23 protein-coding genes are annotated in these 24,303 nt (G+C 60.9%); 19 read left to right on the top strand and 4 right to left on the bottom strand.

The features are described from left to right. Positions 1 to 37: 37 nt before the first annotated feature. Together minD and minE are read left to right on the top strand one after the other, a co-directional pair. A complete protein-coding gene (gene minD / locus ACEW8N_RS15155; RefSeq protein WP_373500676.1) occupies positions 38 to 838 on the top strand; it encodes a septum site-determining protein MinD in 801 nt (266 codons plus the stop codon). A 9-nt stretch (positions 839 to 847) separates the two neighbouring features. Beyond that, complete coding sequence (gene minE, locus ACEW8N_RS15150) at positions 848 to 1,126, top strand: cell division topological specificity factor MinE (RefSeq protein ID WP_373500675.1); 279 nt, start codon at positions 848 to 850, stop codon at positions 1,124 to 1,126. 51 nt (positions 1,127 to 1,177) lie between these two features. Here the strand turns inward: minE and ACEW8N_RS15145 are convergent, their stop codons facing one another. The 4 genes from ACEW8N_RS15145 to panC all read right to left on the bottom strand — a co-directional run bounded on the left by ACEW8N_RS15145 (position 1,178) and on the right by panC (position 5,772). Continuing rightward, positions 1,178 to 1,915, bottom strand: a complete 738-nt coding sequence (locus ACEW8N_RS15145; RefSeq protein ID WP_373500674.1) for a 4Fe-4S binding protein — start codon at positions 1,913 to 1,915, stop codon at positions 1,178 to 1,180. Between the two features lie 274 nt (positions 1,916 to 2,189). Beyond that, positions 2,190 to 3,605 carry an adenosylhomocysteinase gene (gene ahcY / locus ACEW8N_RS15140; RefSeq protein ID WP_373500714.1) on the bottom strand — a complete coding sequence of 472 codons (1,416 nt, stop codon included), beginning with the start codon at positions 3,603 to 3,605 and terminating at the stop codon, positions 2,190 to 2,192. Between the two features lie 52 nt (positions 3,606 to 3,657). Beyond that, the gene (gene metK, locus ACEW8N_RS15135) at positions 3,658 to 4,824 is read right to left on the bottom strand and encodes a methionine adenosyltransferase (protein ID WP_373500673.1); all 1,167 of its coding nucleotides are present in this window, start codon (positions 4,822 to 4,824) and stop codon (positions 3,658 to 3,660) included. A gap of 102 nt (positions 4,825 to 4,926) precedes the next feature. After that, positions 4,927 to 5,772, bottom strand: a complete 846-nt coding sequence (panC, locus tag ACEW8N_RS15130; protein ID WP_373500713.1) for a pantoate--beta-alanine ligase — start codon at positions 5,770 to 5,772, stop codon at positions 4,927 to 4,929. Between the two features lie 287 nt (positions 5,773 to 6,059). On the opposite strand from panC, the gene ACEW8N_RS15125 reads away from it, so the two are divergent. From ACEW8N_RS15125 to ACEW8N_RS15045, 17 genes are all read left to right on the top strand, one after another. After that, positions 6,060 to 6,740 carry a YkgJ family cysteine cluster protein gene (locus ACEW8N_RS15125; protein ID WP_373500672.1) on the top strand — a complete coding sequence of 227 codons (681 nt, stop codon included), beginning with the start codon at positions 6,060 to 6,062 and terminating at the stop codon, positions 6,738 to 6,740. 78 nt (positions 6,741 to 6,818) lie between these two features. Next, positions 6,819 to 7,595, top strand: coding sequence for an enoyl-CoA hydratase/isomerase family protein (locus ACEW8N_RS15120; RefSeq protein ID WP_373500671.1), 777 nt, complete (start codon positions 6,819 to 6,821; stop codon positions 7,593 to 7,595). Between the two features lie 12 nt (positions 7,596 to 7,607). Further along, complete coding sequence (locus tag ACEW8N_RS15115) at positions 7,608 to 8,264, top strand: hypothetical protein (RefSeq protein WP_373500670.1); 657 nt, start codon at positions 7,608 to 7,610, stop codon at positions 8,262 to 8,264. 341 nt (positions 8,265 to 8,605) lie between these two features. Next, on the top strand, positions 8,606 to 10,075 hold the full coding sequence (gene lysS, locus ACEW8N_RS15110; protein ID WP_373500669.1) for a lysine--tRNA ligase: 1,470 nt from the start codon (positions 8,606 to 8,608) through the stop codon (positions 10,073 to 10,075). A gap of 70 nt (positions 10,076 to 10,145) precedes the next feature. After that, positions 10,146 to 11,384 (top strand): lipoprotein-releasing ABC transporter permease subunit, encoded by a 1,239-nt coding sequence (locus tag ACEW8N_RS15105; protein WP_373500668.1) that lies wholly within the window; start codon positions 10,146 to 10,148, stop codon positions 11,382 to 11,384. After that, positions 11,377 to 12,108 carry an ABC transporter ATP-binding protein gene (locus ACEW8N_RS15100; RefSeq protein WP_373500667.1) on the top strand — a complete coding sequence of 244 codons (732 nt, stop codon included), beginning with the start codon at positions 11,377 to 11,379 and terminating at the stop codon, positions 12,106 to 12,108. Before ACEW8N_RS15105 ends, ACEW8N_RS15100 begins: the two co-directional genes overlap by 8 nt. A gap of 31 nt (positions 12,109 to 12,139) precedes the next feature. After that, entirely contained in the window at positions 12,140 to 14,761 is a 2,622-nt protein-coding gene (gene bamA, locus ACEW8N_RS15095) for an outer membrane protein assembly factor BamA (protein WP_373500666.1), read from the top strand. Positions 14,762 to 14,862: 101 nt separating this feature from the next. After that, entirely contained in the window at positions 14,863 to 15,372 is a 510-nt protein-coding gene (locus ACEW8N_RS15090) for an OmpH family outer membrane protein (protein ID WP_373500665.1), read from the top strand. Positions 15,373 to 15,385: 13 nt separating this feature from the next. After that, positions 15,386 to 16,411, top strand: a complete 1,026-nt coding sequence (lpxD, locus tag ACEW8N_RS15085; protein WP_373500664.1) for a UDP-3-O-(3-hydroxymyristoyl)glucosamine N-acyltransferase — start codon at positions 15,386 to 15,388, stop codon at positions 16,409 to 16,411. Beyond that, positions 16,404 to 16,850, top strand: coding sequence for a 3-hydroxyacyl-ACP dehydratase FabZ (gene fabZ, locus ACEW8N_RS15080; RefSeq protein ID WP_373500663.1), 447 nt, complete (start codon positions 16,404 to 16,406; stop codon positions 16,848 to 16,850). The genes lpxD and fabZ overlap by 8 nt, the downstream gene beginning before the upstream one ends. Further along, positions 16,847 to 17,617 (top strand): acyl-ACP--UDP-N-acetylglucosamine O-acyltransferase, encoded by a 771-nt coding sequence (gene lpxA, locus ACEW8N_RS15075; protein ID WP_373500662.1) that lies wholly within the window; start codon positions 16,847 to 16,849, stop codon positions 17,615 to 17,617. The genes fabZ and lpxA overlap by 4 nt, the downstream gene beginning before the upstream one ends. An 87-nt stretch (positions 17,618 to 17,704) precedes the next feature. Continuing rightward, positions 17,705 to 18,661, top strand: coding sequence for a Gfo/Idh/MocA family protein (locus ACEW8N_RS15070; protein ID WP_373500661.1), 957 nt, complete (start codon positions 17,705 to 17,707; stop codon positions 18,659 to 18,661). A gap of 2 nt (positions 18,662 to 18,663) precedes the next feature. After that, entirely contained in the window at positions 18,664 to 19,851 is a 1,188-nt protein-coding gene (lpxB, locus tag ACEW8N_RS15065; protein WP_373500660.1) for a lipid-A-disaccharide synthase, read from the top strand. Then, positions 19,844 to 20,539 carry a lysophospholipid acyltransferase family protein gene (locus ACEW8N_RS15060; RefSeq protein ID WP_373500659.1) on the top strand — a complete coding sequence of 232 codons (696 nt, stop codon included), beginning with the start codon at positions 19,844 to 19,846 and terminating at the stop codon, positions 20,537 to 20,539. The genes lpxB and ACEW8N_RS15060 overlap by 8 nt, the downstream gene beginning before the upstream one ends. Further along, a complete protein-coding gene (gene msbA, locus ACEW8N_RS15055; protein WP_373500658.1) occupies positions 20,508 to 22,280 on the top strand; it encodes a lipid A export permease/ATP-binding protein MsbA in 1,773 nt (590 codons plus the stop codon). Before ACEW8N_RS15060 ends, msbA begins: the two co-directional genes overlap by 32 nt. 17 nt (positions 22,281 to 22,297) lie before the next feature. Continuing rightward, positions 22,298 to 23,440 carry an LptF/LptG family permease gene (locus ACEW8N_RS15050; protein WP_373500657.1) on the top strand — a complete coding sequence of 381 codons (1,143 nt, stop codon included), beginning with the start codon at positions 22,298 to 22,300 and terminating at the stop codon, positions 23,438 to 23,440. Between the two features lie 4 nt (positions 23,441 to 23,444). Then, positions 23,445 to 24,303, top strand: an 859-nt coding sequence (locus ACEW8N_RS15045; protein WP_373500656.1) for a 3-deoxy-D-manno-octulosonic acid transferase, incomplete at its 3' end; no start/stop codon positions are given.

The raw sequence follows: 24,303 nt of genomic DNA, 5'->3' as shown, positions 1-24,303 counted from the left end.
TTTGGCGATGACCCTTTTTAAGGTAAGAGGTTGAGCATTGGACGGGAAAATCATTGTTGTCACTTCTGGCAAGGGCGGTGTGGGGAAAACCACGGCCACCGCTTCCATCGGCGCGGCACTGGCAATGGAGGGTAAACGGGTGGCTGTCGTGGACATGGATATCGGGCTTCGGAATCTGGACGTGGTGATGGGTCTGGAAAACCGGATTGTTTTCAACGTCGTGGATGCGGTCAAATCGAAATGTCAGCTCAAGCAGGCGGCCATACGAGACCGGAGGGTGGACAATCTTTTTCTGATCCCTGCCTCTCAGAGCGACAACAAAGATGTCCTGACGCCCGATGAGATGGTCATCTTCAGCGAGCAGCTCAGGAGCGAGTTCGATTTTATTCTCATGGACTGTCCTGCCGGGATCGAGCGGGGCTTTGAAAATTCCGTTGCCGCGGCCGACGAGGCGCTGGTCATCTGTACGCCCGATGTTTCCGCGGTCAGGGATGCCGATCGGGTGATCGGCCTGCTCTACGCCCGGCAGATCACCCCCAAACTCGTGGTCAATCGAATCGTTCCCGAAATGGTCGCCCGCGGAGATATGCTGAGCCATCTCGATATGGTGGATGTCCTGTCGATCGAACTGATCGGGCTGGTGGAGATGGATGACCAGGTCATCATCGCCACCAACACGGGCGTTCCCCTGCCGTTGCAGAAAGGGTCGAAGGCGGGGGAGGCGTTCCGCCGGATCGCCATGCGGCTGAATGGCCATGAAGATCTTCCGATACAGGTTCCAGAGGCCCAGGGAGGGTTTTTTAAAAAGATTCGCAGCAAACTCGGTCTTGGGAGATAAGGGGGCCAAATGTTTAACGGCTTATTTCGGAAGATCATCGGAAAGAAAGACGACACCAGCAAGGATGTCGCCAAAAACAGGCTCAAATTCGCATTAATATACGATAAGCTGGAGGTCTCCGATGATATCATCAAAAACCTCCACAAAGACATGGTTGAAGTGATTTCCCGCTACTTCGAGATCGATCAGAAAGCCTTCAGGCTCGACATCCGGCGGTCGGACGACCTCTCCGCGCTGGTCGTCAACACGCCGATCCTGTCGGCCAAGCATAAGCACCGGAACATCTGACGCCGGGGAACCGGTTTTCGCCGGGATGAACCGGTTCCTGTTTCAGGCCGATCAGTTGATGATCTCACCGGTCCTGCCGACGACAAGCTCCAGGTAGGGCACCTTTTTGCCCGCTTTCTTGAGGCCTTTCTGAACAATGGCGGGCAGGGCCGAGCAGCAGGGAACCTCCATGTACACCACCGTGACGCTGTTGATGGCCGCCTGCTCGAAAATGGCCTTGAAGCGCTCGATGTAGTCATTGGCATCGTCGAACTTCGGGCATCCCATCATCACGACCTTCCCCTTCAACAGTTTCTGATGGACCATCGGAAAGGCGACGGCGGAGCAGTCGGCCAGAACCAGCAGGTCGGCATGTTTCAGGAACGGCGCATTCGGCGGAATCAGGCGGATCTGGATCGGCCAGTGGGTCAGTTCCGACGGAATCTCTCCGGCCTGCGCAACGGGATCCGGCGTTATCCCGGCGGCGGCGAAGGGCGCCAGGACCCGAACCTGGGACGACGGGCAACCGCGGGCAGGGGCGGGTGCTTCGTCAGCCTTCCCGGCCTGTTCCTCCAGATAGGCCTGAACCGCCTCCTCGTCAAACTCGTCCGCCTCGCGCTCGATGATGTGGAGCGCCCCTTGCGGGCACTCCCCGATACAGGCGCCCAGGCCGTCGCAATAGCGGTCCGCGACGATGCGGGCCTTGCCGTCGACCACCTGGAGCGCCCCTTCGGCGCATCCCGGGACGCACTGGCCGCATCCATCACATTTTTCTTCATCGATCTCGAGTATTTTTCTGACAGGTTTCATAAACGCTCCTTTATGGCGATCTGCGCTCTCCAGATCGGTATGGGATCCCCGGAGTGCCGGGGATGGTTTCGATTCTGGAGAGCACATTTACACCACAAAGGATAATCCGTGGTTGATCTAAGTCAAAAACGCCGTTTTTTCATCGCTGTCAGGAAGAGGCCGGGGCTCCGGAGGCTCAGCGACGGCGGAAGCGGGGCGGATCGACGGATAAAAAAGGCCCCGGACGATTTCACGTCCGGGGCCTTGGCATATCCGAGGTTTCGGGTCTTTCTTTTTAATACCGGTAAAGCTCCGATTTGAACGGTCCGTCCACCGGGACGCCCAGATATTCGGCCTGGAGGGCGTTCAAGCGGGTCAGCTTTACGCCCAGTTTGGCCAGGTGAAGCCGGGCCACCTCTTCATCCAGCTTCTTGGGAAGGGTGTGAACGCCGACCGCGTAGGTTTTTCCGGCCAGTTCGATCTGGGCCATGCACTGGTTGGTGAAGCTGTTGCTCATCACAAAGCTCGGGTGCCCCGTGGCGCAGCCCAGGTTGACCAGCCGGCCTTCCGCCAGAACGAGAATGGAGCGCCCCGATTTCAGTGTCCATTTGTCCAGTTGGGGCTTAATGTTTTCCCGGGTACAGTTCGGGGAGGTTTCCAGGTAACGCATATCGATTTCATTGTCAAAATGGCCGATGTTGCAGACAATGGCCTCGTTTTTCATCTGCTCCATGTGGGCGCCCGTGATGACGTGGTAACATCCCGTAGCCGTGACGAAGATGTTTCCCTCGGGGGCCGCATCCTCCATGGTCACCACCTCGAAGCCCTCCATGGCCGCCTGAAGGGCGCAGATGGGATCGACTTCGGTGATGAGCACCCGTGCGCCGTAGCCCCGCATGGAATGGGCGCACCCTTTGCCCACGTCGCCGTAGCCGCAGACCACGACGACCTTTCCGGCGATCATCACATCGGTGGCCCGCTTGATGCCGTCGGCCAGGGATTCCCGGCATCCGTAAAGGTTGTCGAACTTCGATTTGGTGACGGAATCGTTGACGTTGAAGGCCGGAAAGAGGAGTTCATTCTTCTCTGAGAGCTGATAGAGGCGGTGGACGCCCGTGGTGGTCTCCTCGGAAACCCCCTGGATCTTTCCGACCCTGCGGGTCCACTGGCCGGGGGTTGTCCCGCAGGTCGAACGCAGACGTTCCATGAGGTAGAACATGTCCTTGTTGTCGTACACGCGATCCAGCAGGGACGGATCCCTTTCCACGGCGACCCCCTGGTGGATGAACATGGTGGCGTCGCCGCCGTCATCCACGATGAGGTCCGGCCCCGAGCCGTCGGGCCAGATCAGGGCCTGTTCGGTGCACCACCAGTACTCGGGGAGGGTTTCCCCCTTCCAGGCGAATACCGCGGCCGATCCGTTTTTCGCGACAGCCGCCGCCGCGTGGTCCTGGGTGGAGAAGATGTTGCAGCTCGCCCAGCGGATGTCGGCCCCCAGAATTTTCAGGGTTTCAATGAGCATGGCGGTCTGAATGGTCATATGGAGGCTGCCGGTGACCTTGAGCCCGGCCAGGGGCTTCACTGCGCCGTATTTCTCGCGGACGGCCATGAGTCCGGGCATTTCGTTCTCGGACAGTTTCATTTCCTTGTTGCCGTATTCCGCAAGGGCGATATCGGCGACCTTATAGGGAAGGGAGAGGTCCAGCGGCATGCATTCCGGGTTCTCCTTCTGGATGCTGACAACGGTCATGATGGGCTCCTTTCTAAATGCCGGCCCTGTCTTTCAATACATCGGCTTTGTTGACCTGCTCCCAGGTAAAGCCCGGTTCGTTCCTGCCGAAGTGGCCGTAGGCGGAGGTGTTCCGGTAGATGGGCTTCAAGAGGTCGAGGTATTCAATGATGGCCGCGGGCCTAAGGTCGAAGGTTTCCAGGATGATGTCCTTGGCGCGGACCGTCGGGATCTTGCCGGTGCCCATCATGTCGACCAGGATCGAAACCGGTTGTGCAACGCCGATGGCATAGGCGATCTGGACCTCGCATTTCTTGGCGAGGCCCGCCGCAACCATGTTCTTGGCCACATGGCGCGCCATGTATGAGGCGCTGCGGTCCACCTTGGACGGGTCCTTGCCGGAGAAGCAGCCGCCGCCGTGGCTCCCCTGACCCCCGTAGGTGTCCACGATGATTTTGCGTCCGGTGAGGCCGCAGTCGCCCATGGGCCCGCCGATGACGAATTTTCCGGTGGAGTTGATGAAATACCGGGTGTCCCCGTCGATCATGCTCCTGGGAATGACCTTCTTGATCACCTCTTCGATAATGGCTTCGCGGAGCTGATCGTAGGTGACGTCCGGCTTGTGCTGGGCGGCGATGACGATGGTGTCGACCCGTTTGGGGGCGCCGTTTTCGTATTCGATGGTGACCTGGGCCTTGCCGTCGGGGCGCAGGAAATCCAGGGCGCCGTTCTTCCGGACCTTGGCCAGGCGGCGGGTCAGCCTGTGGGCAAAGATAATGGGCATGGGCATGAGTTCCTCGGTTTCATCCGAGGCGAAACCGAACATCAGGCCCTGATCGCCCGCACCCTGATCCTTGAAAAGGCCCTCGCCGATGTTCACCCCCTGGGCGATATCCGGGGATTGGTGGTCGATGCTGGTGAGAACGGCGCAGGTCTGCCAGTCGAACCCCATCTGGGAGGAATGGTATCCGATATCCCGGATGGTGTCGCGCACCACCTGGGGCATGTCGACATAGCATTCGGTGGTGATTTCACCGGCGATGACGGCCATGCCGGTGGTGACCAGGGTCTCGCAGGCCACGCGGCAGCGTTTGTCCTGGGTCATGATGGCGTCGAGGATGGCATCGGATATGGCGTCGGCGACCTTGTCCGGGTGTCCCTCGGTCACCGATTCAGACGTAAATAAGTAATTATCAGTCATGCGCAGCTCTCCTTGTTGTCTCGATTCTTGAAACCGCTCATGAATTCATGTCCTACCGCAGTAAAGGGCTTCATTTCGGGCATGACTCCGGCGGCGGTTGTATTATGGGAGTAAAAGGGTGTTGTCGATCAGGCGGGTTGTTCCAATCTTTACAGCCAGGGCCATGCGGGCGGGGCCGTCGACGGTCTGGACCGCTTCGATGGTTTCCGGGTCAAAGATTTCAATATAGTCGATGACCGCGTCGGGGTGCGCGGTGATGATCTTGCGGGCGGCGTCGATCAGGTCCGCGGCGCCGCTGACCCCGTCGCGAACCATGGCTTCCGCCTGTTTCAGGGCCTTTGAAAGGCAGAGGGCGCGCTGCCTTTCACCGGGGGTAAGATAGCTGTTCCGGGAACTCATGGCAAGCCCGTCCGCCTCGCGGATGATGGGCCCCCCGATGATGCGGATATCGAAATTGAGATCGCTGACCATCCGGCGGATCACCAGAAGCTGCTGATAGTCTTTTTCACCGAAAACGGCGACGTGGGGTTTGACGATGTTGAAGAGCTTGGACACCACCGTGGCCACCCCCCTGAAAAACGTCGGTCGGGATAATCCGCAGAGGTGAAACGGTAGTTTCTCCAGCGCCACGAAGGTCTGGTACCCATCGCCGTAGAGATCTCTCTCGGCGGGGCTGAAAATCGTCGTGGCGCCGGCGCCCTCCGCCAGGAGGCAGTCCCGTTCGAAGGCTCTGGGATAGGAGGCGAGGTCTTCCCCGGGGGCGAACTGGGTGGGATTGACGAAGATGCTCACCACCACCTCGTCCCCGTGCCGGCAACCCTCCCGGATGAGGGAGAGATGCCCGTCATGAAGATACCCCATGGTGGGGATGAAAGCGATGACCCGGCCGCCTGCCCTCGCCTGATCGGCGAAGGACTGCATGTCTTTGGGAGAAGATATGATGTTGATGCCCCGTCCTCCCTGTGCTGAAAGGTAATCTCAATAAATCCATAATTTTGTAGAAAGTCAACCGGAAGGTAGACCAAACCGGCGGAAAAGTCAATCCCTCCGAGCGGGGTCGATGAAAAATTCAGGAAAAAAAGAAAAACAGCCCCAAGGAGGCGCCGGATCCATTTATCCATTGAAACCTTCCAGCCAGATGCGATATAGACCCATCGACGCCTCAGGGCTTTCGGGGCCGCCGACATCGGCCATCCTTGAAGCACGGGCGTCGGGAAAGGACGTCAGGATCCCCTATGGACGACAACAGCACAGGAGGCTGCAGGCGATGCGGCACATGCTGCAGGAAGGGCGGCCCATCCCTGCATCTGGAGGACCGGCGTCTCGTCGATGAAGGCATCCTGCCGCCCGCCCATCTGTTCACCATCCGCGGCGGGGAGCCGGCGCACGACAATATCCGGGGGGGCATCCACCCCGTCGACGGCGATCTCATCAAGATCCGGGGCGCAGGCGACGCCTGGACCTGCATCTACTACGACGAGGTCCTGAAAGGGTGCCGCATCTATGAGAATCGGCCCCTGGAGTGCCGGGTGCTGAAATGCTGGGATACCACGGAGATCGAAGCCGTCTGCCTGCGGGACCGGCTGACCCGGAAAATGCTGCTGGGAGGGGCCGAGGGGCTCTGGGAGCTGATCGAGGATCACCAGGCGCGGTGCGGTTACAATGACCTCCCGAACCTTCTTGCCGGCGTGAGGGATCGGGACCCCGCGGCCGTTCAGGAACTGCGGGAGAAGGTTCTGTATGATATTCATCTCCGGGTGCTTGTGGTGGAGCGGGGGCTGGTCGCGATGGAGATGACGGGTTTCCTGTTCGGGCGCCCGCTGGTGGAAACACTGAGACCCCTGGGCGTCGCGTGCCGCATGGCGGACGGACGCCTGAAATTTTTCCCCGAGGATTCCGGGGCGGCCGACGAGTAGCGGGTGCGGCCGTCGATGACGAAACCCAACATACCCATCCGGACGGGTGGCCCCTATCATTAAAGCAAGGAGAGCGGCATGGCCTTCAATACGGTAATCGTAGACAGGGACGGCAACATCGGAACAATCACCCTCAACCGGCCGGAACAGTTCAATACCTTCAGTTCGGAAATGGCCCGGGAGCTGAACGAAGCCCTGAAAGACCTGGACGCGGACGATGCCGTCCGGGTCGTCATCGTGAAGGGCGCCGGAAAGGTTTTTTCCACGGGCATCGATATTACGGAGTACCCGGGGAAATCCCCTTCGGAATACCACACGTGGATATCCCTGATGGAAAAAATGCACTTCACCATCGCGGACATGGGAAAACCGGTGATCGCCATGGCGCACAAGTACGCCGTAGCCAACGGCGCGGGTCTTCTCTTCGCCGCAGACTTCTCCATCATCTCCGAAGAGACCCAGATCGGCACGACCGCCATCAACGTGGGCCTCCTGTGCACGGGGCCCATTATCCCCATCGCCGACCGGCTGGGCAAAAAGAAGACCATGGAGATGCTGCTTTGCGGCGACATGATCGACGCCCGCGAGGCCGAGGCCCTGGGCCTCGTCAACAAGGTCGTTCCCGCTGACAGGCTTGAGGAGGAGACCCTGGCCCTGGCGCGGAAGCTGGCCGCAAAAAGCCCCACGGCCGTCCGTCTGGGAAAGGAGTTCTGCCAGAAGATGCAGGAGATGCCTTTTTCACGGCGGTTCGCCTACAACGCCGAGCTGTTCGCCAGGCTGTGCACCACCGAGGATGCCCGGGAAGGGGTCACCGCCTTTATCGAAAAACGGAAGCCCGTCTGGAAGGGGAAATAGAGAGGAAGAACCATGAGAGATCTGATGAGTCGGCTCAAGGAGGGCCTCTCCACGGCCGCCGAGACCGCCAAACGCAAGGCGGCCGAGACAAAGCACAAGATCGACCGAAGACTGAACCAGGACCTTTTCGAGGCCATCATCGCCGGATGCGTTCTTATCATGAACACCGGCCTGGCGGAGAAGAGCGCCCGGGACCGTGCCAGCGAGGAGCACAAACTGCTGATCAGCCTGGCGGAGAAGGGGATCACCAACTACTTCTCCCCGGAAGAGATCACCCATACCCTGTCGAAGTACATGTCCATCTATGAATCCGGCAACGTCCTCGCGGGCTACGGGTACTGCGTGGCGGCCATCGCGCAGGTGAAGAAGGATGCCGATATCTCCATGCTGATCCGGTTCATGTATGATGTCAGCGCCGCGGACGGCTCCTCCGACCCGGTGGAGCGGCAGTTTATAGCGGATGTGGCTGGTTTTCTTCACTTTCCCAACTATGCCGTCGTGGAGCCGGGATTGACCGGGTATGTGCCGTTCACCCCCGTGCAGGGCCGGACGGTGCCTTCGGGGGCGCCGCCTGCCGCCCGTCGTCTGCCGGAGCCCCCCGGGGCGGACCCCCCCCGGGAGACGCCCGAACCGTCCCAGACAACCGGCATACCGGACTGGATGAAATAGGACGGTCCGCGGTTGGAAGCCGCCGACATCCCGCCGGCGCCGGGCGGACGGCAATCGCTGCAAGAACTTGGGGTTGACACCGTATCCTGAATGGCATAGCATTCCCAGCCTGCATTTTGCCGGGAAGTCAAATGGGAACATCTTGTAAAAAGACGCATTTCAGACGGTTTCGTCGACAGTCCGGGATCACGGCCGGAAAATTCCCTGGAATGCGGCGCAATGGCGCTGTGGCGCGGTCCAGGGTGCACGCGCTGCGGGAATATCGGTCTTTTTGCGGAACCGCAGTATTTTCCCGTATGGGTTTCAAATAGATATAGAGACGACAGGGTAAAAACGACGACATGGAAAAAAGTGACGTATTGCTGAAGCGGAAGCAGAAGGCCATTGAGCTGAAAGAAAGGGGTATCAACCTCTACCCCAACGATTTCAGGGTATCCCATGGGATTTTATCGATCCAGCGGTATGTGGAGAATATGCCCGAAGGCCGGCCCGACGATGCCGTCTTCTCGACGGCCGGGCGCATCATGGCGGTCAACCGCTTCGGGAAGTCCGCCTTCATCCGCTTCAAGGACCAGGACGGCCAGATCCAGGCCTACGTTCGCCACGACAAGGTGGGCGCCCCGGCCTATGAACTCTTCAAGGAGATGGATGTAGGGGATTTCATCGGGATCGTCGGCACCCTGTTCCAGACCAAAACCGGGGAGTGGACGCTCCTCGCCTCCGAAGTCCGTCTGCTCGGCAAGGCGATCCGGCCCCTCCCGGAGAAATTTCACGGCCTGAAGGATCCGGAGAAACGCTATCGGCGCCGCTACGTCGATCTCATCATGAACCCCGAGGTGCGCGACATCTTCCTCAAGCGCAGCCGGATCATCCAGGCGGTGCGCAGCTTTCTCCTGGAGCGGGGCTATCTCGAGGTCGAGACGCCCATGATGCAGCCGATCCCCGGCGGGGCGGAAGCCGAGCCGTTTGTGACCCACCACAATGCCCTGGGCATGGACCTCTACCTCCGGATCGCGCCCGAACTCTATCTCAAGCGCCTGGTAGTGGGCGGCTTCGAGCGGGTCTTTGAAATCAACCGCAATTTCAGGAATGAAGGGGTCTCGACCCAGCATAACCCGGAATTCACCATGGTCGAGTTCTACGAGGCCTATGCAACCTTTGCGGACCTGATGGCCCTGACCGAGGAGATGTTCGCCCGCGTGGCGGAAGAGGTGACGGGGGGCACCCGGATCACCTACCAGGGCAACACCATCGATCTCTCGAAGGGGTGGCGCCGCATGACCCTGGCCGAATCCCTGGAGACCATCGGCGGCGTGCCCCCCGAAATCCTGGACGACAGGGAAAAACTCCTCGCCTTCGCGGCGGAAAAAGACATCAAGATGACCAAGACCGGCCGTCTGGGCAAGGTGATCACCAAGCTTTTTGATGCCCTCGTGGAACCCGAACTGATCCAGCCCACCTTTATCACCGGATATCCGGTGGAGGTGTCGCCCCTCTCCCGAAGGAGCGATGCGCAGCCCGATCTGACCGAACGGTTTGAGCTCTTTATCGCGGGCCGGGAGATCGCCAACGGCTTTTCGGAGCTGAACGATCCCGAAGACCAGAGAGGGCGCTTCCTGCAGCAGGTCGAGGACCGGGCGGCCGGGGACAGGGAGGCCCATTTCATGGATGAGGATTACATTGAGGCCCTGGAGTACGGGATGCCGCCCACCGCCGGCGAGGGGATCGGGATCGACCGCCTGGCCATGCTGCTGACCGATGCCGCATCCATCCGGGAGGTCATTCTGTTCCCGCACATGAAATCGAAATAAGGCGCCTTGCCCGCCCCTGCCGCCCCCGGGAGCGGGCTGCCGCGGGCTCGGCCAATTCGGACGGACAGTCATGTCTTTTGAACTTTTCATCGCCGGTCGCTACCTCAGGTCGCGACAGAAACTGCGGTTCATTTCGCTCATCACGTTTCTTTCCGTGGCGGGGGTGACCCTGGGCGTCATGGCGCTCATCGTGGTCATTGCGGTTATGGCCGGCTTTGAATCCGATCTGAAGAAAAGGATTCTGGGGGTCGATCCCCATATCGTGCTGGAGCGAACCGACCGTCAGTTCACGGATTATGAGGGGATCAGCCGGCGACTCCGGTCCATTGAAGGGGTGACATCCGCGACGCCCTTCATCGCCACCCAGACCATGCTCCGGTCGGACGCGGGGATCGCCGGATCCGTCGTCAGGGGGATCGACCCCGACGGGGACGGGCCGGTGATTCCGGGTCAGGACGGGGCCGTCCTGTCGGGGCTGCGGGTCCGGGTCGCGGAGGGGGAACAGAGGGGAGCCGGTCTGCCGGGCATCGTTCTCGGCCGAGAACTCGCGAGCTCGCTCGGGGTGATCGAGGGGGACATTCTCTACCTGATCTCCCCCCGGGGGATGATCTCGCCCGTGGGCCACATGCCCGCCATGAAACGCTTCCGGGTTGCGGGCCTGTTTGAAACCGGAATGTACGAATATGACGGCTCCCTGGCCTTCATTCACCTGGCGGAGGCCCAGCACCTGATGCGGATGGGCCGGACCGTCAGCGGGATCGAGCTGCGCGTGACGGATATTTACAGGGCGGGAAAAATCGCCGACGGCATCCTGACGGACCTGGGGGCGCCCTATGCGGCCAAAGACTGGATGGAGATGAACCGAAATTTTTTTTCGGCCCTCAAGCTCGAAAAAACCATGATGTTCATCCTCCTCACCCTGATCGTCCTGGTGGCCGCCTTCAACATTTCAAGCTCCCTCATCATGATGGTCATGGAAAAAACACGGGATATCGCCATCCTGAAAACCATGGGGGCGACCGATGCCAGCGTCCGCAGGATATTCGTTTTCAAGGGGGTTGCCGTCGGCCTGTTCGGCACCCTGCTGGGGGGCGGATTGGGGGTGCTTCTCTGTTTTCTGCTCAAACGCTATGAATTCGTGAAGCTGCCGTCGGATGTCTACTACATCACCACCCTCCCGGTCCAGCTCGAATGGCCCATGGTGGCCCTGATCAGCCTGTCGACCCTGCTCATCAGCTTGGTCGCGACGCTTTATCCCGCGGGTCAGGCCGCCAGACTGAATCCGGTGGAGGCGCTGCGCCATGGATAGGGGCGGGTTCACCATGGGCCGGTCAGGCCGGAGCGTACCGCTCGTCCAGGGAAAGGCGATCTGCAAGAGCTTCAACTCGGACATCCGGCGGATTGAGGTGCTGAATGAGCTGGATTTCATCCTTGAACAGGGGGAGACCGTCGCCATCACGGGGCCGTCGGGAATCGGCAAATCGACGCTCCTCCATATTCTGGGGACTCTGGACCGGCCGGATCGCGGCACGCTCCTCTTCAAGAACGAGGACGTGTTTGCCTTCGACCCGGAGCGGCTTGCGGCATTTCGAAACGAATCCATCGGCTTCGTTTTTCAGTTTCACCATCTTCTTGCGGAGTTCAGCGCCCTCGAGAATGCCATGATGCCACTGCTCATCAACGGTCGAAAGAAGGACGAGGCGGAGGAGCGCGCCAAGGGGCTGCTGGTCAAGGTCGGCCTCCAGCACCGCCTGACACATCGCGTCAACCAGCTCTCGGGGGGGGAGCAGCAGCGCGTCGCCCTGGCAAGGGCACTGGTGCTGTCGCCGGCATTGCTCCTGGCGGATGAACCCACCGGCAACCTGGACAAGAAGAACAGCGATCACATCCATGAACTGCTCCATGAGTTGAACCGGGAACTGGGCATGACCCTCGTGGTGGTGACCCACAGTTCCGAACTCGCCGGATACATGGCCCGACGGGTGACGCTGCAGGAAGGACGATTGGTCGAAGAAGGGGATGGGATAGAATGATTACAATTTGGCTGTTTGAAAGGGGAAGGGTATGTTGAGACCTTTGAGGCTGTCCGTGTTCTTGATATTCTGCTTTTCCGCCGGCATCTCATGGGGGCTTGAAACCGTTCGCGTCTCGGTCCTGCCCTTTGAAATCAACGCATTGGAAGGCCGTGACTACCTTCGGAAAAATCTCCCGGAGGTGATCGAATCCTACCTGAAGCAGGAGGGGGCCGAGATCGTCCCCGCCGGGGCCGAGGGGGCCGCGGTCGACACCAAAAGCATATCGGAGATCCAGGGCTTCGGCAGGTCTCGGAATGCCGATTACGTCATCTGGGGAAGCCTCACGCGCATCGGCCAGAACATCAGCATCGACGCCAAAATGGCGCCCGCCGAGGGGTCGGCCCCGCCAATGCCGTTCTTTGTCGAGGGGCGGGGGATCGAAAATCTTTCGGTCATGGTCAAGGAACTCACGGAGGACATGAGTTTGCGCCTGTTCAAACGAGAGACGGTGGTGCGGATCGACGTCGTCGGGAACGAGCGGATCGAGGAGGACGCCATCAAGAGGGCCATCCGCATACGGGAAGGCGAGGCGTTTCTTCCCAAGACACTCTCGGAAGACCTCAAGGCCGTCTACCGCATGGGCTATTTTGATGACATCAAAATAAAATCGGAGGATGCGCCCGGGGGCAAAATCATCATTTTCGAGGTCAAGGAAAAGCCCACGATCAAGCGGATCAAGACAACGGGAAACCGAATTTTCGATGACAAGGAAATTTCAGAGGCGCTCAGCATCAAACGGGGATCGATCCTTAACATCTACATGGTCAACAGCAACATCAAACGGATCGAGTCGATGTACAAGGAAAAGAACTATCATAACGTCAAGGTGACCTATGAGGTGCTTGCCCTGGAAAAAAACCAGGCCGACTTGGCCTTCATCATCGAGGAAGGGGAGAAAGTCCGCATCAAGGAGATCAAGTTTATGGGAAACCAGGCCTTTACGGAAGACGATCTGAAAAAGATCATGAAGACCTCCGAAAAAGGATTCTGGTCATGGATCACCTCCTCGGGCGAGTTGAACACGGAAAACCTCAATCAGGACGCCTCGCTGCTGATCGCCCACTACCAGAACAGCGGGTATATCGATGCCAAGGTCGGAAATCCCGAGGTCGCCTATGAGGACAACTGGATCTACATCACCATCAAGCTCGACGAGGGGCGGCGGTACAAGGTGGGAAAGGTTTCCATGACAGGCGACCTCATCCTGCCGGAAGCGGATTTTCTGGGCTCTCTGAAGATCACCCAGCAGGAGTACTACAGCCGGGAGGTGGTCCGGGGGGACGTACTTCGGCTCACCGACATCTACTCCGACGAAGGGTATGCCTACGCCGATATCGCCCCGATCATCGACAAAAGCGAAGAGGATCTCCAGGTGAACATCACCTATGAGGTCACTCAGGGAGAGCAGGTTCGTTTCGAGAAGATCCTCATCAGCGGCAACACCAAAACCCGGGACAAGGTGATCCGCCGCGAGCTGACTATCGCCGAGGACGGCCTCTACAGCGGCCGCAAGCTGAAGCGGAGCGTCGCCAACCTGACCCGACTCGACTATTTTGAAGACATCAAGGTCGATACCCGCAAGGGGAGCAGCGACGACAAGATGATCCTCAAGCTGGATGTCACCGAAAAACCGACCGGCATGTTCAGCTTCGGCGGCGGTTACAGCAGCACGGAAAATCTGTTCGTCATGGCGTCCATCGCCCAGCGGAACCTCTTCGGCCGGGGCCAGACCCTCCAGCTCCGGGGCGAACTGGGTTCCGAGACCACCCGGTATACCCTGAGCTTCACGGAGCCGTGGCTGTTTGACATCCCCCTGTCGGCCGGTTTCGACCTCTACAACTGGGATCGGGAATACGATACCTATAACAAGAACGCCGTCGGCGGCGTGGTCCGCTTCGGATATCCGGTCTGGGACTACACCCGGGCCTACCTGAGCTACCGGTACGACATCAGCGACATCTCGGACATCACCGAGGATGCCTCCCGGGACGTGAAGGAACTGGAGGGTGAAAACACCACCAGCGCCGTCATGGCAACGCTTCGCTACGATTCCCGGGACCGGGCCTTCAATCCCACCCGCGGCGGGTTCCACGAAGTGGCGCTGGAATATGCCGGCCTGGGGGGCGATATCGGCTTTACCAAGGTGGTGGGAGAGCTGAGTCAGTACGTTCCCCTGTTCTGGCAGACCGTCGGCCGTCTGCGGGGGCGCACCGGATATGTAACTGAATCTTCCGGGTTGCTTCTGCCCGATTATGAAAAGTTCTATCTGGGCGGCATCGATACGGTGCGCGGTTTTGACTGGCAGGAGATCAGCCTCTTCGATGAAGACGGCGCCGAGATCGGCGGCGAGAAATTCGTTCAGTTCAATGCCGAATACATCTTCCCGCTGATCCAGAAAGCCGGCATGGTCGGGGTGGTCTTTTACGACACGGGCAACGTGTTCGCCGAATCGAACAACATCGACTTCGGGAACCTGCGCCAGAGCGCCGGCGCAGGAATCCGCTGGTATTCCCCCATGGGCCCCATCCGCATCGAATACGGCTACAAACTGGACCGTGAGGAGGGAGAGGACGCCGGAAAGTGGGAATTCGCCATGGGAAGCGCTTTTTAAATCGTTTACCACCCGGGGTGTTTTCGCCTGAAAGACGTTTGTTCAATAAAACATCAAAAAAGCAGGGTGCAAAGCCACGCCTGCTCATGAAGGAGGAAATTTTGAAATTCAACAAATTCGCATGGATGGTATCTTTACTCACGGTGCTGCTGACCGCGCAGGTGTTTGCCGCCGACATCAAGATCGGCGTCATCGATTTCCAGAAGGTCCTGAGGGAATCCAAGAGCGGGAAAGCCGCAAAGGCGGAGATCGAAAAAAAAGGAAAGAGCGTCGAGTCGTCCCTGGTCGGCAAGGGCAAGGCTCTGGAGGCTGAAAAGAAAAAGCTGGAGGCCGAAGCCATGGTGATGAACGCCGATGCGCGCGAAACCAAGGCCCGCGAGTTCAAGATCAAGATCATGGATTTCCAGGCCCTTCAGAAAAAGTCCGCCGAAGACTTCAAGGACTATGAGATGGAGATCATCCGAAAGGTGCAGAAGGATGTTTTCAGCCTGGTGGAAAGCATCGGGAAAAGTGGAAACTACACCCTCATCCTTGAAAAAAGCGCAGCGCTCTACAATCCGAACGGGATCGACATTACCGATCAGTTGATCAAGATGTACGACAAAAAATAGCGGGACGGCGACCATGAAGATGAAGCTTTCGGAGATCGCGCGGCGGATCGGCGGCGAGGTCCAGGGGGACCCGGACACGGAGATTTCCGGCGTCGCCCCCTTCGATCAGGCGGCGGAAGGACACCTCACCCTGGCGGCCGCCCCCAAATTCCTGAAGCGCATTCACGACTGCCGCGCCGGGGCGGCCATCGTCCCCCGCGGCTTCACGACGGCCTCCCTGGCGACCCTGGCGGCGATCAATCCCGCCGTGGCCTTCGCAAAAGCCATCGCGCTCTTTTTCCCGCCGCCCGAAATTCCAGACGATATCAGCCCCGGGGCGTTTATCGGCACAGGCGTCCGGATGGGGAGCCCGGTGTCCATCGGGCCGTCGGCCGTGATCGGGGACCGGGTGAGCATCGGAGACCGGGTCCGCATCCACGCGGGTGCGGTCATCGAGGCCGACGCGGTGATCGGCGACGACGTCGAGATCCATCCGAATGTGACGATCCGATACCGCTGCCGGATCGGCAGCCGGGTCATCATCCACGCGGGCACGGTCATCGGCGGGGACGGTTTCGGGTTTTCCCCCGACGGGAAACGGTACCACAAGATTCCCCACACCGGCATCGTCCAGATCGACGACGACGTCGAAATCGGGGCGCTCAACGCCATCGACCGGGCGACGTTCGGCCAAACATGGATCCAGCGGGGCGTCAAGACGGACAACCTGGTCCATGTCGCCCACAACGTGACCGTCGGTGAAGACACCCTCCTGGTGGCCCAGGTCGGCATCGCGGGCAGCGTCACCATCGGCAGGCACGCCATTCTTGCCGGGCAGGCGGGCGTCGCCGGACACCTCACCATCGGGGACAACGCAGTGGTCGGTCCCCAGGCGGGCGTTGGCAGGCCCGTGCCCGAAGGGGAGGTGGTTTCCGGCTCCCCGGAGATGCCCCACAAGCTGTGGCTCAGGGTCCAAAGGATCATTCCCGGACTGCCTGAACTGAAGAAAAAAATATCCGAACTGGAAAAACGCATCGCCAAGGTGGAGGAAAATGGATAGACCCTATACCGTCACCGACATCATGAGGTTCCTGCCCCACCGGTATCCCTTCATTCTGGTGGACAGGATTCTCGAACTCGAACCCGGAAGGCGCATCAAGGCCCTCAAGAACGTCACCATCAACGAGCCGTTTTTCCAGGGCCATTTCCCCCGGACGCCCATCATGCCCGGGGTATTGATCATCGAGGCCATGGCCCAGGCCGGGGGCGTGCTCGTCATCGAATCCCTGCCGCCGGAAAAGCACGGGTCCCTGGTCTATTTCATGGGCATCGACAAGGCGCGGTTCCGGCAGCCCGTCGTGCCCGGCGACCAGTTGATATTCGAAATCGATATGATCAAGTCCCGGGGCAGGGCGGCAAAGCTTTCCGGCGTCGCCACGGTGGATGGAAACCGCGTCGCCGAAGCCGAGGTTCTTGCATCCATTGGAGAGCAGCCATGATACATCCCACAGCCATCGTCGACCCCAAAGCGGAGATCGATTCCAGCGTCACCATCGGCCCCTATGCCATCATCGGTGAAGAGGTCGTCATCGGGGCCGGCACGGTCATCGGCCCCCATGTGGCCGTCGATCCCTACACGACCATCGGGGAGGAGTGCCGGATCTTCCAGTTTGCCTCCATCGGGGCCGAGCCCCAGGCGATCAAGTTCGAGGGGGAGAAAACCTATGTCAGGATCGGAAGAAGGACCGTCATCCGGGAGTTTGTCACCATCAACCGGGGAACGGGCTTCGGCGGCGGCATCACCGAGGTCGGCGAGGAAAATTTTCTCATGGCCTATTGCCATATCGCCCACGACTGCAAGACCGGCAGGCAGGTGATCCTGGCCAACAACGCCACCCTGGCCGGCCACATCACCATCGAGGATTACGTGACGGTCGGCGGCTTGACGGCCATCCACCAGTTCGTGAGGATCGGGAAGCACGCTTATGTGGGCGGCAAATCGGCGGTGGTCAAGGACATTCCCCCCTACGTGATCGCAGCGGGCGACCGGGCCACGCTCCACGGCCTCAACAAGGTCGGCCTGAGACGGCGGGGCATGAACGAAGAGACCCTGTCCGCGCTGAAAAAAACCTACAGAATCGTGTTCCGCATCGGACTGACGATGAACGAGGCCATCCAGCGCGTGAAAGCCGAGGTGGATCAGCTTCCGGAGGTGGTCCAGTTTGTCGATTTCATTCAGTCTTCCAGCCGGGGCATCACCCGGTGACGGCTGGATAACGAGTGATCTCGGAACCTTGACCATTCATGTTCGGGGAGCGACCGGCTCCCCGTTGCTTTTTGAGGCAGGATTACCATGGAAAAACTGCGGGTTGGCGTGATCGGGGCAGGGTATATCGGAAAATTTCACGCCGAAAAATATGCGAACATGACGGATGTCGCCCTGGCGGGCGTGGTCGACCCCGATGCCTCCCGGGCGGCGTCGGTGGCAGCCGCCAACCGCACCACCGCCTTTGCAGACTATCGTGAACTTCTGGGGAAGGTGGATGCCGTCAGCATCGCGGCCCCGACCCCCCGGCATCATGAAATCAGCCGGTTCTTTCTTGCCCATGACGTGGATGTGCTCATTGAAAAACCCATGACCACAACCCTGGCGGAGGCCGATGAACTCATCGAGATCGCCGAGGCGGGCGGTCGGATCATTCAGGTCGGCCAGTTGGAGCGCTTCAACTCCGCCGTCGGGGCGCTGAAGGATGTGGTCAGCAAGCCCATGTTCATCGAGTCCCACCGGCTCAGCATGTTCAAGAGCCGGTGCACGGATGTCAGCGTGGTTCTCGATCTCATGATCCACGACATCGACATCATCCTCACCGTGGTGAAATCGGAGGTCAAGAGCATCCACGCCGCCGGGATCCCCGCGGTTTCCGACCATGTGGACATCGCCAACGCCCGCCTTGAGTTCGAAACCGGGTGCGTCGCCAACGTAACGGCCAGCCGGATATCCATCAAAAATGAACGGAAGATCCGGCTCTTCCAGAAAAACGCGTATATTTCCGTCGATTTCGCCAACCACGAGATCACCATCATCCGGAAGGACGGGCGGGAAGGGGGCATCATTCCGGGCATGGACATCGAGCGGCGCCGGTTCACCCAGGGGGATGCCCTCGACGACGAGCTCCGGGCCTTCGTCCGGGCGGTCCGGTTCCGCGAGGCGCCCGAGGTCACCGGCCAGATGGGCCGGGACGCCCTCCGGGTGGCCCTCTCCGTCATGGATCAGATCCAGGCGGCCAACCGCCGATTTCTGGAGCAGTAGCCATGCCGAAGGCCCTGCCGTCCGGTCCGACCCTCTCCCCGGACACCGTCATGATCATCGCCGGAGAGGCGTCCGGAGACGCCCACGGGGCCAAGCTCGTTCTGGCCATGCGGGAGAAAAATCCCCGTATTCCCTTTGTGGGCATCGGGGGCGGGCGGATGGCGGCCGCCGGGGTCGACATCCGGGTCGATGCCTCGGATTTGTCGGTGGTGGGCATCACGGAGGTTCTCTCCAAAGCGAAAAACATCCTGAGGGCGATGTCCGCCGCAAAACAGTTGCTGCGGCAGGGCCCCGGGCTTCTCATCCTGATCGACTACCCCGATTTCAACCTTCATGTCGCGGGCTGCGCCAAAAAACGGGGCATTCCCGTGCTCTACTACATCAGCCCTCAGATTTGGGCGTGGCGATCGGGACGGGTTCATAAGATCGGGAGGCGGATCGACCACATGGCCGTCATCCTGCCCTTTGAGGCGGCGTTCTACCGGCGTCACGGCATTGCCGCGACCTTTGTGGGACATCCCCTCATGGACGGGGCAAAGGAGACACCAGGGTCGGAAGACTATGCCGAACGCCTGGGGGGTCCCCCGGTGATCGGGCTTTTGCCGGGCTCCCGCGAAGGAGAGATCGAGCGGCTCCTGCCGGTCATGCTGGACGCCGCCGTCATCCTCCGCCGCCGTCATCCCGGGGCAAGGTTTCTGCTCTCCCGCTCGCCCTCCGTCAGCCCCGGGCGGTTTGCGGCCGTCATGGCCGCAGAGCGGCACCCGCCGGATATCGAGGTGGTCTCCGGGGATCTCGCGAATATCCACCGCCGCGCGACCCTGGTGGTCGCCGCATCCGGGACGGCCACCCTTGAAACGGCCCTCGCGGGCTTACCCATGGTCGTCATTTACAAGGTTTCGCCCGTCTCCTACCGGTTGGGCAAGGCCCTGATCCGCGTCGACCACATCAGCCTCGTCAACCTGATCGCGGAAAAGCGCCTGGTTCCGGAGCTTGTCCAGGAGGACGCATGCCCTGAGCGGGTCGCCGGGACGGTCACGGCCCTGCTTTCGGACAGGGAGGGTCTCATGAAAACGAGGAGGGCGCTCATGGCGCTGAGGGCGCGGTTGGGGCAATCCGGCGCGTCCGCGCGCACGGCGGAAATCGCGCTGAAGCTGCTTGCCGGGGCTAAGCGGAGGTTTTGTCATGACTGAACTCAAATGGCGGCTGGTCGGACTTTTCGGGACATGGCTGATCCAGGCGATTTTTTCCACCACCCGGATCCATTTTGAAGGCGGCGACCCAAACCACCTCAAAGCGGCGGGCGCCCGGATACAGTGCATCGGCGCCATATGGCATTCCCGGATCCTGATGTTCGCCTACCTCTACAGGGGTTGGCGGGCCTCGATTCTGGTGAGCCGTTCGGATGACGGCGAGATCATCGCCCGCATCCTGGAGCGCCAGGGGTTCGAAACCATACGGGGCTCGACGAACAAAGGGGGGCGCCGGGCCCTGGGCACGCTGATCCAGCGCCTTCGCAGCGGCGGGTCGGCCGTCATCATCCCCGACGGCCCCCAGGGGCCCCGTTTTCGGGTCCAGCCCGGCGTCATCCTGCTGGCGCAGAAGACGGGAATCCCCATCTATCCTGCGTCATACAGCGCCAGGCATGCCAGAATTTTTTCGAGCTGGGACCGGTTCATGCTGCCGCGTCCGTTTACCGAATGCCGCGTCGTCTACGGCGATCCGATTTCCATCCCTGCGGACGCCGACGACCTTGTGAGGGAAGCCTGCCGCCTCCGTCTCGAAGGGGAGTTGTGCCGCATTACCCTGAACGCCGACCGGTATTTCGGCCGCGTCACCGATGGATGTGATGAAGCGATTCGCTCTGAAAAACCGGCATAGACGTTTGCTCGGCATGATCCGCAGCAACTGGCTGCGGCTCGCCGCGGCCATGGGGTGCATGCTCGTCATCGCCGCCACCACGTCGGCCACCGCGTTCATGGTCAAGCCGGTCCTGGACGACATCTTTTTCAGCCGGGACGCGAGGATGCTGATGCTGATCCCCATGGCCGTCGTCGCCATCTATTTTCTCCGGGGGATCGGCACCTACGGCCAGGACTACCTGATGGCCTACGCGGGCGAAGACGTCATCCGGAGGCTCCGCAACACCCTCTACGACCATATCCAGGACCTCCCCCTGTCCTTTTTCCAGGAGGAGAAGACCGGCGTCCTGATGTCGCGCATCACCAACGACGTCAATATCATCAAGGAGATGGTCTCCACCTCCGTTACCAGCCTGCTCCGGGACGTCTTCACCATCGCAGGCCTGACGGCGGTGATTTTTTACCGGGACTGGAAGATGGCGGTATTCGCGCTCCTGATCCTGCCGGCGGCCTTCTACCCCATTGTCGCCATGGGCCGGCGCATGCGGAAGGTGAGCACGGGCTGCCAGCGGGCCATGGCGGACATGAACGCCTTCCTTCACGAAACCTTTGCCGGAAACAAGATCGTCAAGGCCTTCGGCATGGAGTCCTACGAAAAGAAGCGCTTTGCCGGAAAAACCGAAGATCTTTTCAGGCTTGAAATGAAGGCCGTGATCGTCAACGCCCTCTCCTCCCCGGTGATGGAATTCCTGGCGGGCATCGGCATCGCCTTCATCATCTGGTACGGGGGCTCCCGGGTCGTGGACGGCACCTCCACCGCCGGGACGTTCTTCTCGTTCATGGCGGCCGTGCTCATGCTCTACGATCCGGTGAAAAAGCTGAGCAAGCTCAACAACAAGGTCCAGCAGGGGCTCGCGGCCGCCGACCGGGTCTTCGACGTCATCGAAAAAGAGTCGGAGATCGCGGATGCCGCGAGCCCCTTGACCCTGGATCCGGCGTTTCAGCAGATCGCGTTCGAGGGGGTCGGCCTCACCTACAACGGCCAGAATCCCGCCCTTTCGGACGTGGATCTGCGGGTCCGCGCGGGGGAAATCATCGCCCTGGTGGGCATGAGCGGCGGCGGCAAGACCTCCCTGGTCAATCTGATTCCCCGGTTTTACGATGTCACCCGTGGCCGGATATGCATCGACGGCATCGACATCCGGCAGTTCTCCATCGCCTCCCTCAGGCGGCAGATCGCCATCGTGACCCAGGACACCATCCTCTTTGACGACACGGTCCGGAACAATATCGCCTACGGCCGGCCGGAGGCCCCCATGCCGGAGGTAGCGGCCGCGGCCAGGGCCGCCTATACCTTTGATTTCGTTCAGGGGTTTCCTGACGGATTCGACACCCGGATCGGAGAGCTGGGAGGCCGCCTCTCCGGCGGAGAAAAACAGCGGATCTGCATCGCGAGGGCGATTCTCAAGGATGCGCCGATCCTGATCCTCGACGAGGCCACGTCGGCCCTGGACACGGAATCGGAGATGCTCGTGCAGCAGGCCCTCGAAAACCTCATGCAGGGGAGGACGACCTTTGTCATCGCCCACCGCCTGTCGACCATCGCCCATGCCGACCGGATCTTCGTGCTGGTCGCCGGCCGGATTGTCGAGGAGGGCACCCACGACGACCTCATGGCCCGCCGCGGAGAATATTTCAAGCTCCACACGATGCAGTTCACCCCGGCGGAGAAGACGCGGGTCGACGCCCAGGGCGCCTGAACCCGCCGGAAGAGCCCATGCCCATCCTCTACCGATACCTGATCCGGGAAATCCTTCGATATGCCGTGATCCTCCTCATCTCCGTCGTCGGAATCTACCTGGTGGTGGATTTCTTCGAGCGTATCGACAACTTCATGGAGGCGGGCGTTCCCCTGACCCGGATGGCGGCGTATCTGGCCTACAAGATCCCCATGATCGCCGCACAGGTCCTGCCCGTGGTCCTTCTTCTCTCCGTCCTGGTCACCTTCGGCCTCATGGGCAGGCACAATGAGATCATCGCCCTGAAAAGCGGCGGCGTCAGCTACCACACCCTGCTCAAACCCCTTGCGGGCCTGGGGCTGGCCTTCAGCCTCCTCCTCTTCCTCACCGCCGAGGTCTTCGTACCCGTCACGGCCGCAAGGGCCAACGCCATCTGGTGGGGGGAGGTGAAGAAACGGGCGGCGGTGGTCTCCCGGGAGAAGAACATCTGGTTGAAGGAGAACCAGCGGATCACACACATCAAATACTACGACCGGGACAGGCGCGCGGCCTTCGGCATCACCGTCTACGATTTCGACAGGGATTTCCGTCTGGTCGAGAGGATGGACGCCGAAAAAGCGATTTTTTCGGAACCGCCCCCCGGCCCGGCGGAAAATGCTGCCCGCCCGAACGGTGGCCCCGGCGGCATCGAATCCGGCCGCTGTGAGGTTTTCGGGATGATGCGGCAGGTGCTGGACACGGCCACCGGGCAGTACCGGGTCCACGTCGACCCCGGGCCGATCGGTCTCCGTCTCGGCATCTCCCCCGAGAGCCTCGAAGCGGTCGTCAAGAAATCCGAGGAGATGAGCCTCGTGGAGCTTTACGCATATCTCCGCAGAATCGAATCGGAAGGATATGATGCCACCCGATACCGGGTTGATCTGCATGGCAAGACCGCCTTTCCCCTCATCTGTTTCATCCTCGCTTTCGTGAGCGCCGGCATCGCCGGCCGGAAGGCCATCCGGGACGGCATTCCCGTGGGCGTCGCCTCCGGCATCGGCATCGCCTTCCTCTACTGGATCTTCTACAGCTTCTGCATCTCCCTGGGCTACGGCGGCGTGATTCCCCCGATCCTCGCGGCGTGGACGGCCAACCTCCTCTTCTCCTGCTTCGCCGTCATCACCCTCTTGAATGTGGAATGACTCCATGAAGATCGACTCGCCGGGGATTCGGGCGGCCTATCTGTGCTATGACCTCCTGTGGGGCGCGGTTATGCCGCTCCTCCGCATGAGCCCCCGTCTATCGGACGGATTCGCCCAGCGCCGGGGCATCGATCTGCCGCCCCCTTCGCCGCTGTGGATTCAGGCGGCCTCCGTGGGGGAGGCCTACCTTGCCCGGGAGATCGTGAAGCGCCTGGAGCCCGGCGCCTTTCCCCTGAGGGTGCTGCTCACCGCCAACACCCGGCAGGGGCTGGACATCCATCGCGAGACGCTCCGCATTCCCGCCCTGGCCTCGCGCCATATCCGCCCCTCGGCCGCCTGCTTCCCCTTTGACCGGCCGCGGGTCATGAGACGCGTCGTCCGCCGGGTCCGGCCGGCCGTGGCCGTCCTGCTCGAGACGGAGATCTGGCCGGGGCTCCTCCGAGAGCTGCGGCTGTCGGGGGCATGCATCCTCATCCTCAACGGGAGGCTCTCCCCCCGCAGCCTGAACCGCTACCTGACCTGGCCCTCCTTCTGGGGCCGGGCTGCGCCCCATCGCGTTCTGGCCGTTTCCGAAGCTGACGCGTCCCGGTTTCGGCGGCTTTTCGGGGCCGCCCGCGTCGGGGTCATGCCCAACATCAAGTTCGACCGGCTGGGCAGCCTGCCGTCAGCGGCCGACGGCGAAAACCGCCCCATCGCAAGGCCTGCGCCGCCCGGATCGCCCTTCGTGATCCTGGGCTCCGTCCGCCGGGAGGAGGAGGCCGACGCGGCCCGCATCATCGTAGCCCTCCGGGCGGAAGCCCCCGCAGCCGTCATCGGCCTGTTCCCGAGGCACCTCCACCGCATCGAAGCGTGGCGGGGCCGGC

Source organism: Desulfococcus sp., from assembly GCF_041737845.1.
Lineage (GTDB): Bacteria > Desulfobacterota > Desulfobacteria > Desulfobacterales > Desulfococcaceae > Desulfococcus.
This window is presented reverse-complemented; position numbering and strand designations above follow the sequence as displayed.

Bases quoted from the DNA above. Each gene is read 5' to 3' on its own strand.
- minE (WP_373500675.1), top strand. From the start codon at position 848: ATGTTTAACGGCTTATTTCGGAAGATCATCGGAAAGAAAGACGACACC.
- ACEW8N_RS15145 (WP_373500674.1), bottom strand. From the start codon at position 1,915: ATGAAACCTGTCAGAAAAATACTCGAGATCGATGAAGAAAAATGTGAT.
- ahcY (WP_373500714.1), bottom strand. From the start codon at position 3,605: ATGCCGCTGGACCTCTCCCTTCCCTATAAGGTCGCCGATATCGCCCTT.
- metK (WP_373500673.1), bottom strand. From the start codon at position 4,824: ATGACTGATAATTACTTATTTACGTCTGAATCGGTGACCGAGGGACAC.
- ACEW8N_RS15125 (WP_373500672.1), top strand. From the start codon at position 6,060: ATGGACGACAACAGCACAGGAGGCTGCAGGCGATGCGGCACATGCTGC.
- ACEW8N_RS15120 (WP_373500671.1), top strand. From the start codon at position 6,819: ATGGCCTTCAATACGGTAATCGTAGACAGGGACGGCAACATCGGAACA.
- ACEW8N_RS15115 (WP_373500670.1), top strand. From the start codon at position 7,608: ATGAGAGATCTGATGAGTCGGCTCAAGGAGGGCCTCTCCACGGCCGCC.
- lysS (WP_373500669.1), top strand. From the start codon at position 8,606: ATGGAAAAAAGTGACGTATTGCTGAAGCGGAAGCAGAAGGCCATTGAG.
- ACEW8N_RS15105 (WP_373500668.1), top strand. From the start codon at position 10,146: ATGTCTTTTGAACTTTTCATCGCCGGTCGCTACCTCAGGTCGCGACAG.
- ACEW8N_RS15100 (WP_373500667.1), top strand. From the start codon at position 11,377: ATGGATAGGGGCGGGTTCACCATGGGCCGGTCAGGCCGGAGCGTACCG.
- bamA (WP_373500666.1), top strand. From the start codon at position 12,140: ATGTTGAGACCTTTGAGGCTGTCCGTGTTCTTGATATTCTGCTTTTCC.
- lpxD (WP_373500664.1), top strand. From the start codon at position 15,386: ATGAAGATGAAGCTTTCGGAGATCGCGCGGCGGATCGGCGGCGAGGTC.
- fabZ (WP_373500663.1), top strand. From the start codon at position 16,404: ATGGATAGACCCTATACCGTCACCGACATCATGAGGTTCCTGCCCCAC.
- lpxA (WP_373500662.1), top strand. From the start codon at position 16,847: ATGATACATCCCACAGCCATCGTCGACCCCAAAGCGGAGATCGATTCC.
- ACEW8N_RS15070 (WP_373500661.1), top strand. From the start codon at position 17,705: ATGGAAAAACTGCGGGTTGGCGTGATCGGGGCAGGGTATATCGGAAAA.
- lpxB (WP_373500660.1), top strand. From the start codon at position 18,664: ATGCCGAAGGCCCTGCCGTCCGGTCCGACCCTCTCCCCGGACACCGTC.
- ACEW8N_RS15060 (WP_373500659.1), top strand. From the start codon at position 19,844: ATGACTGAACTCAAATGGCGGCTGGTCGGACTTTTCGGGACATGGCTG.
- msbA (WP_373500658.1), top strand. From the start codon at position 20,508: ATGAAGCGATTCGCTCTGAAAAACCGGCATAGACGTTTGCTCGGCATG.
- ACEW8N_RS15050 (WP_373500657.1), top strand. From the start codon at position 22,298: ATGCCCATCCTCTACCGATACCTGATCCGGGAAATCCTTCGATATGCC.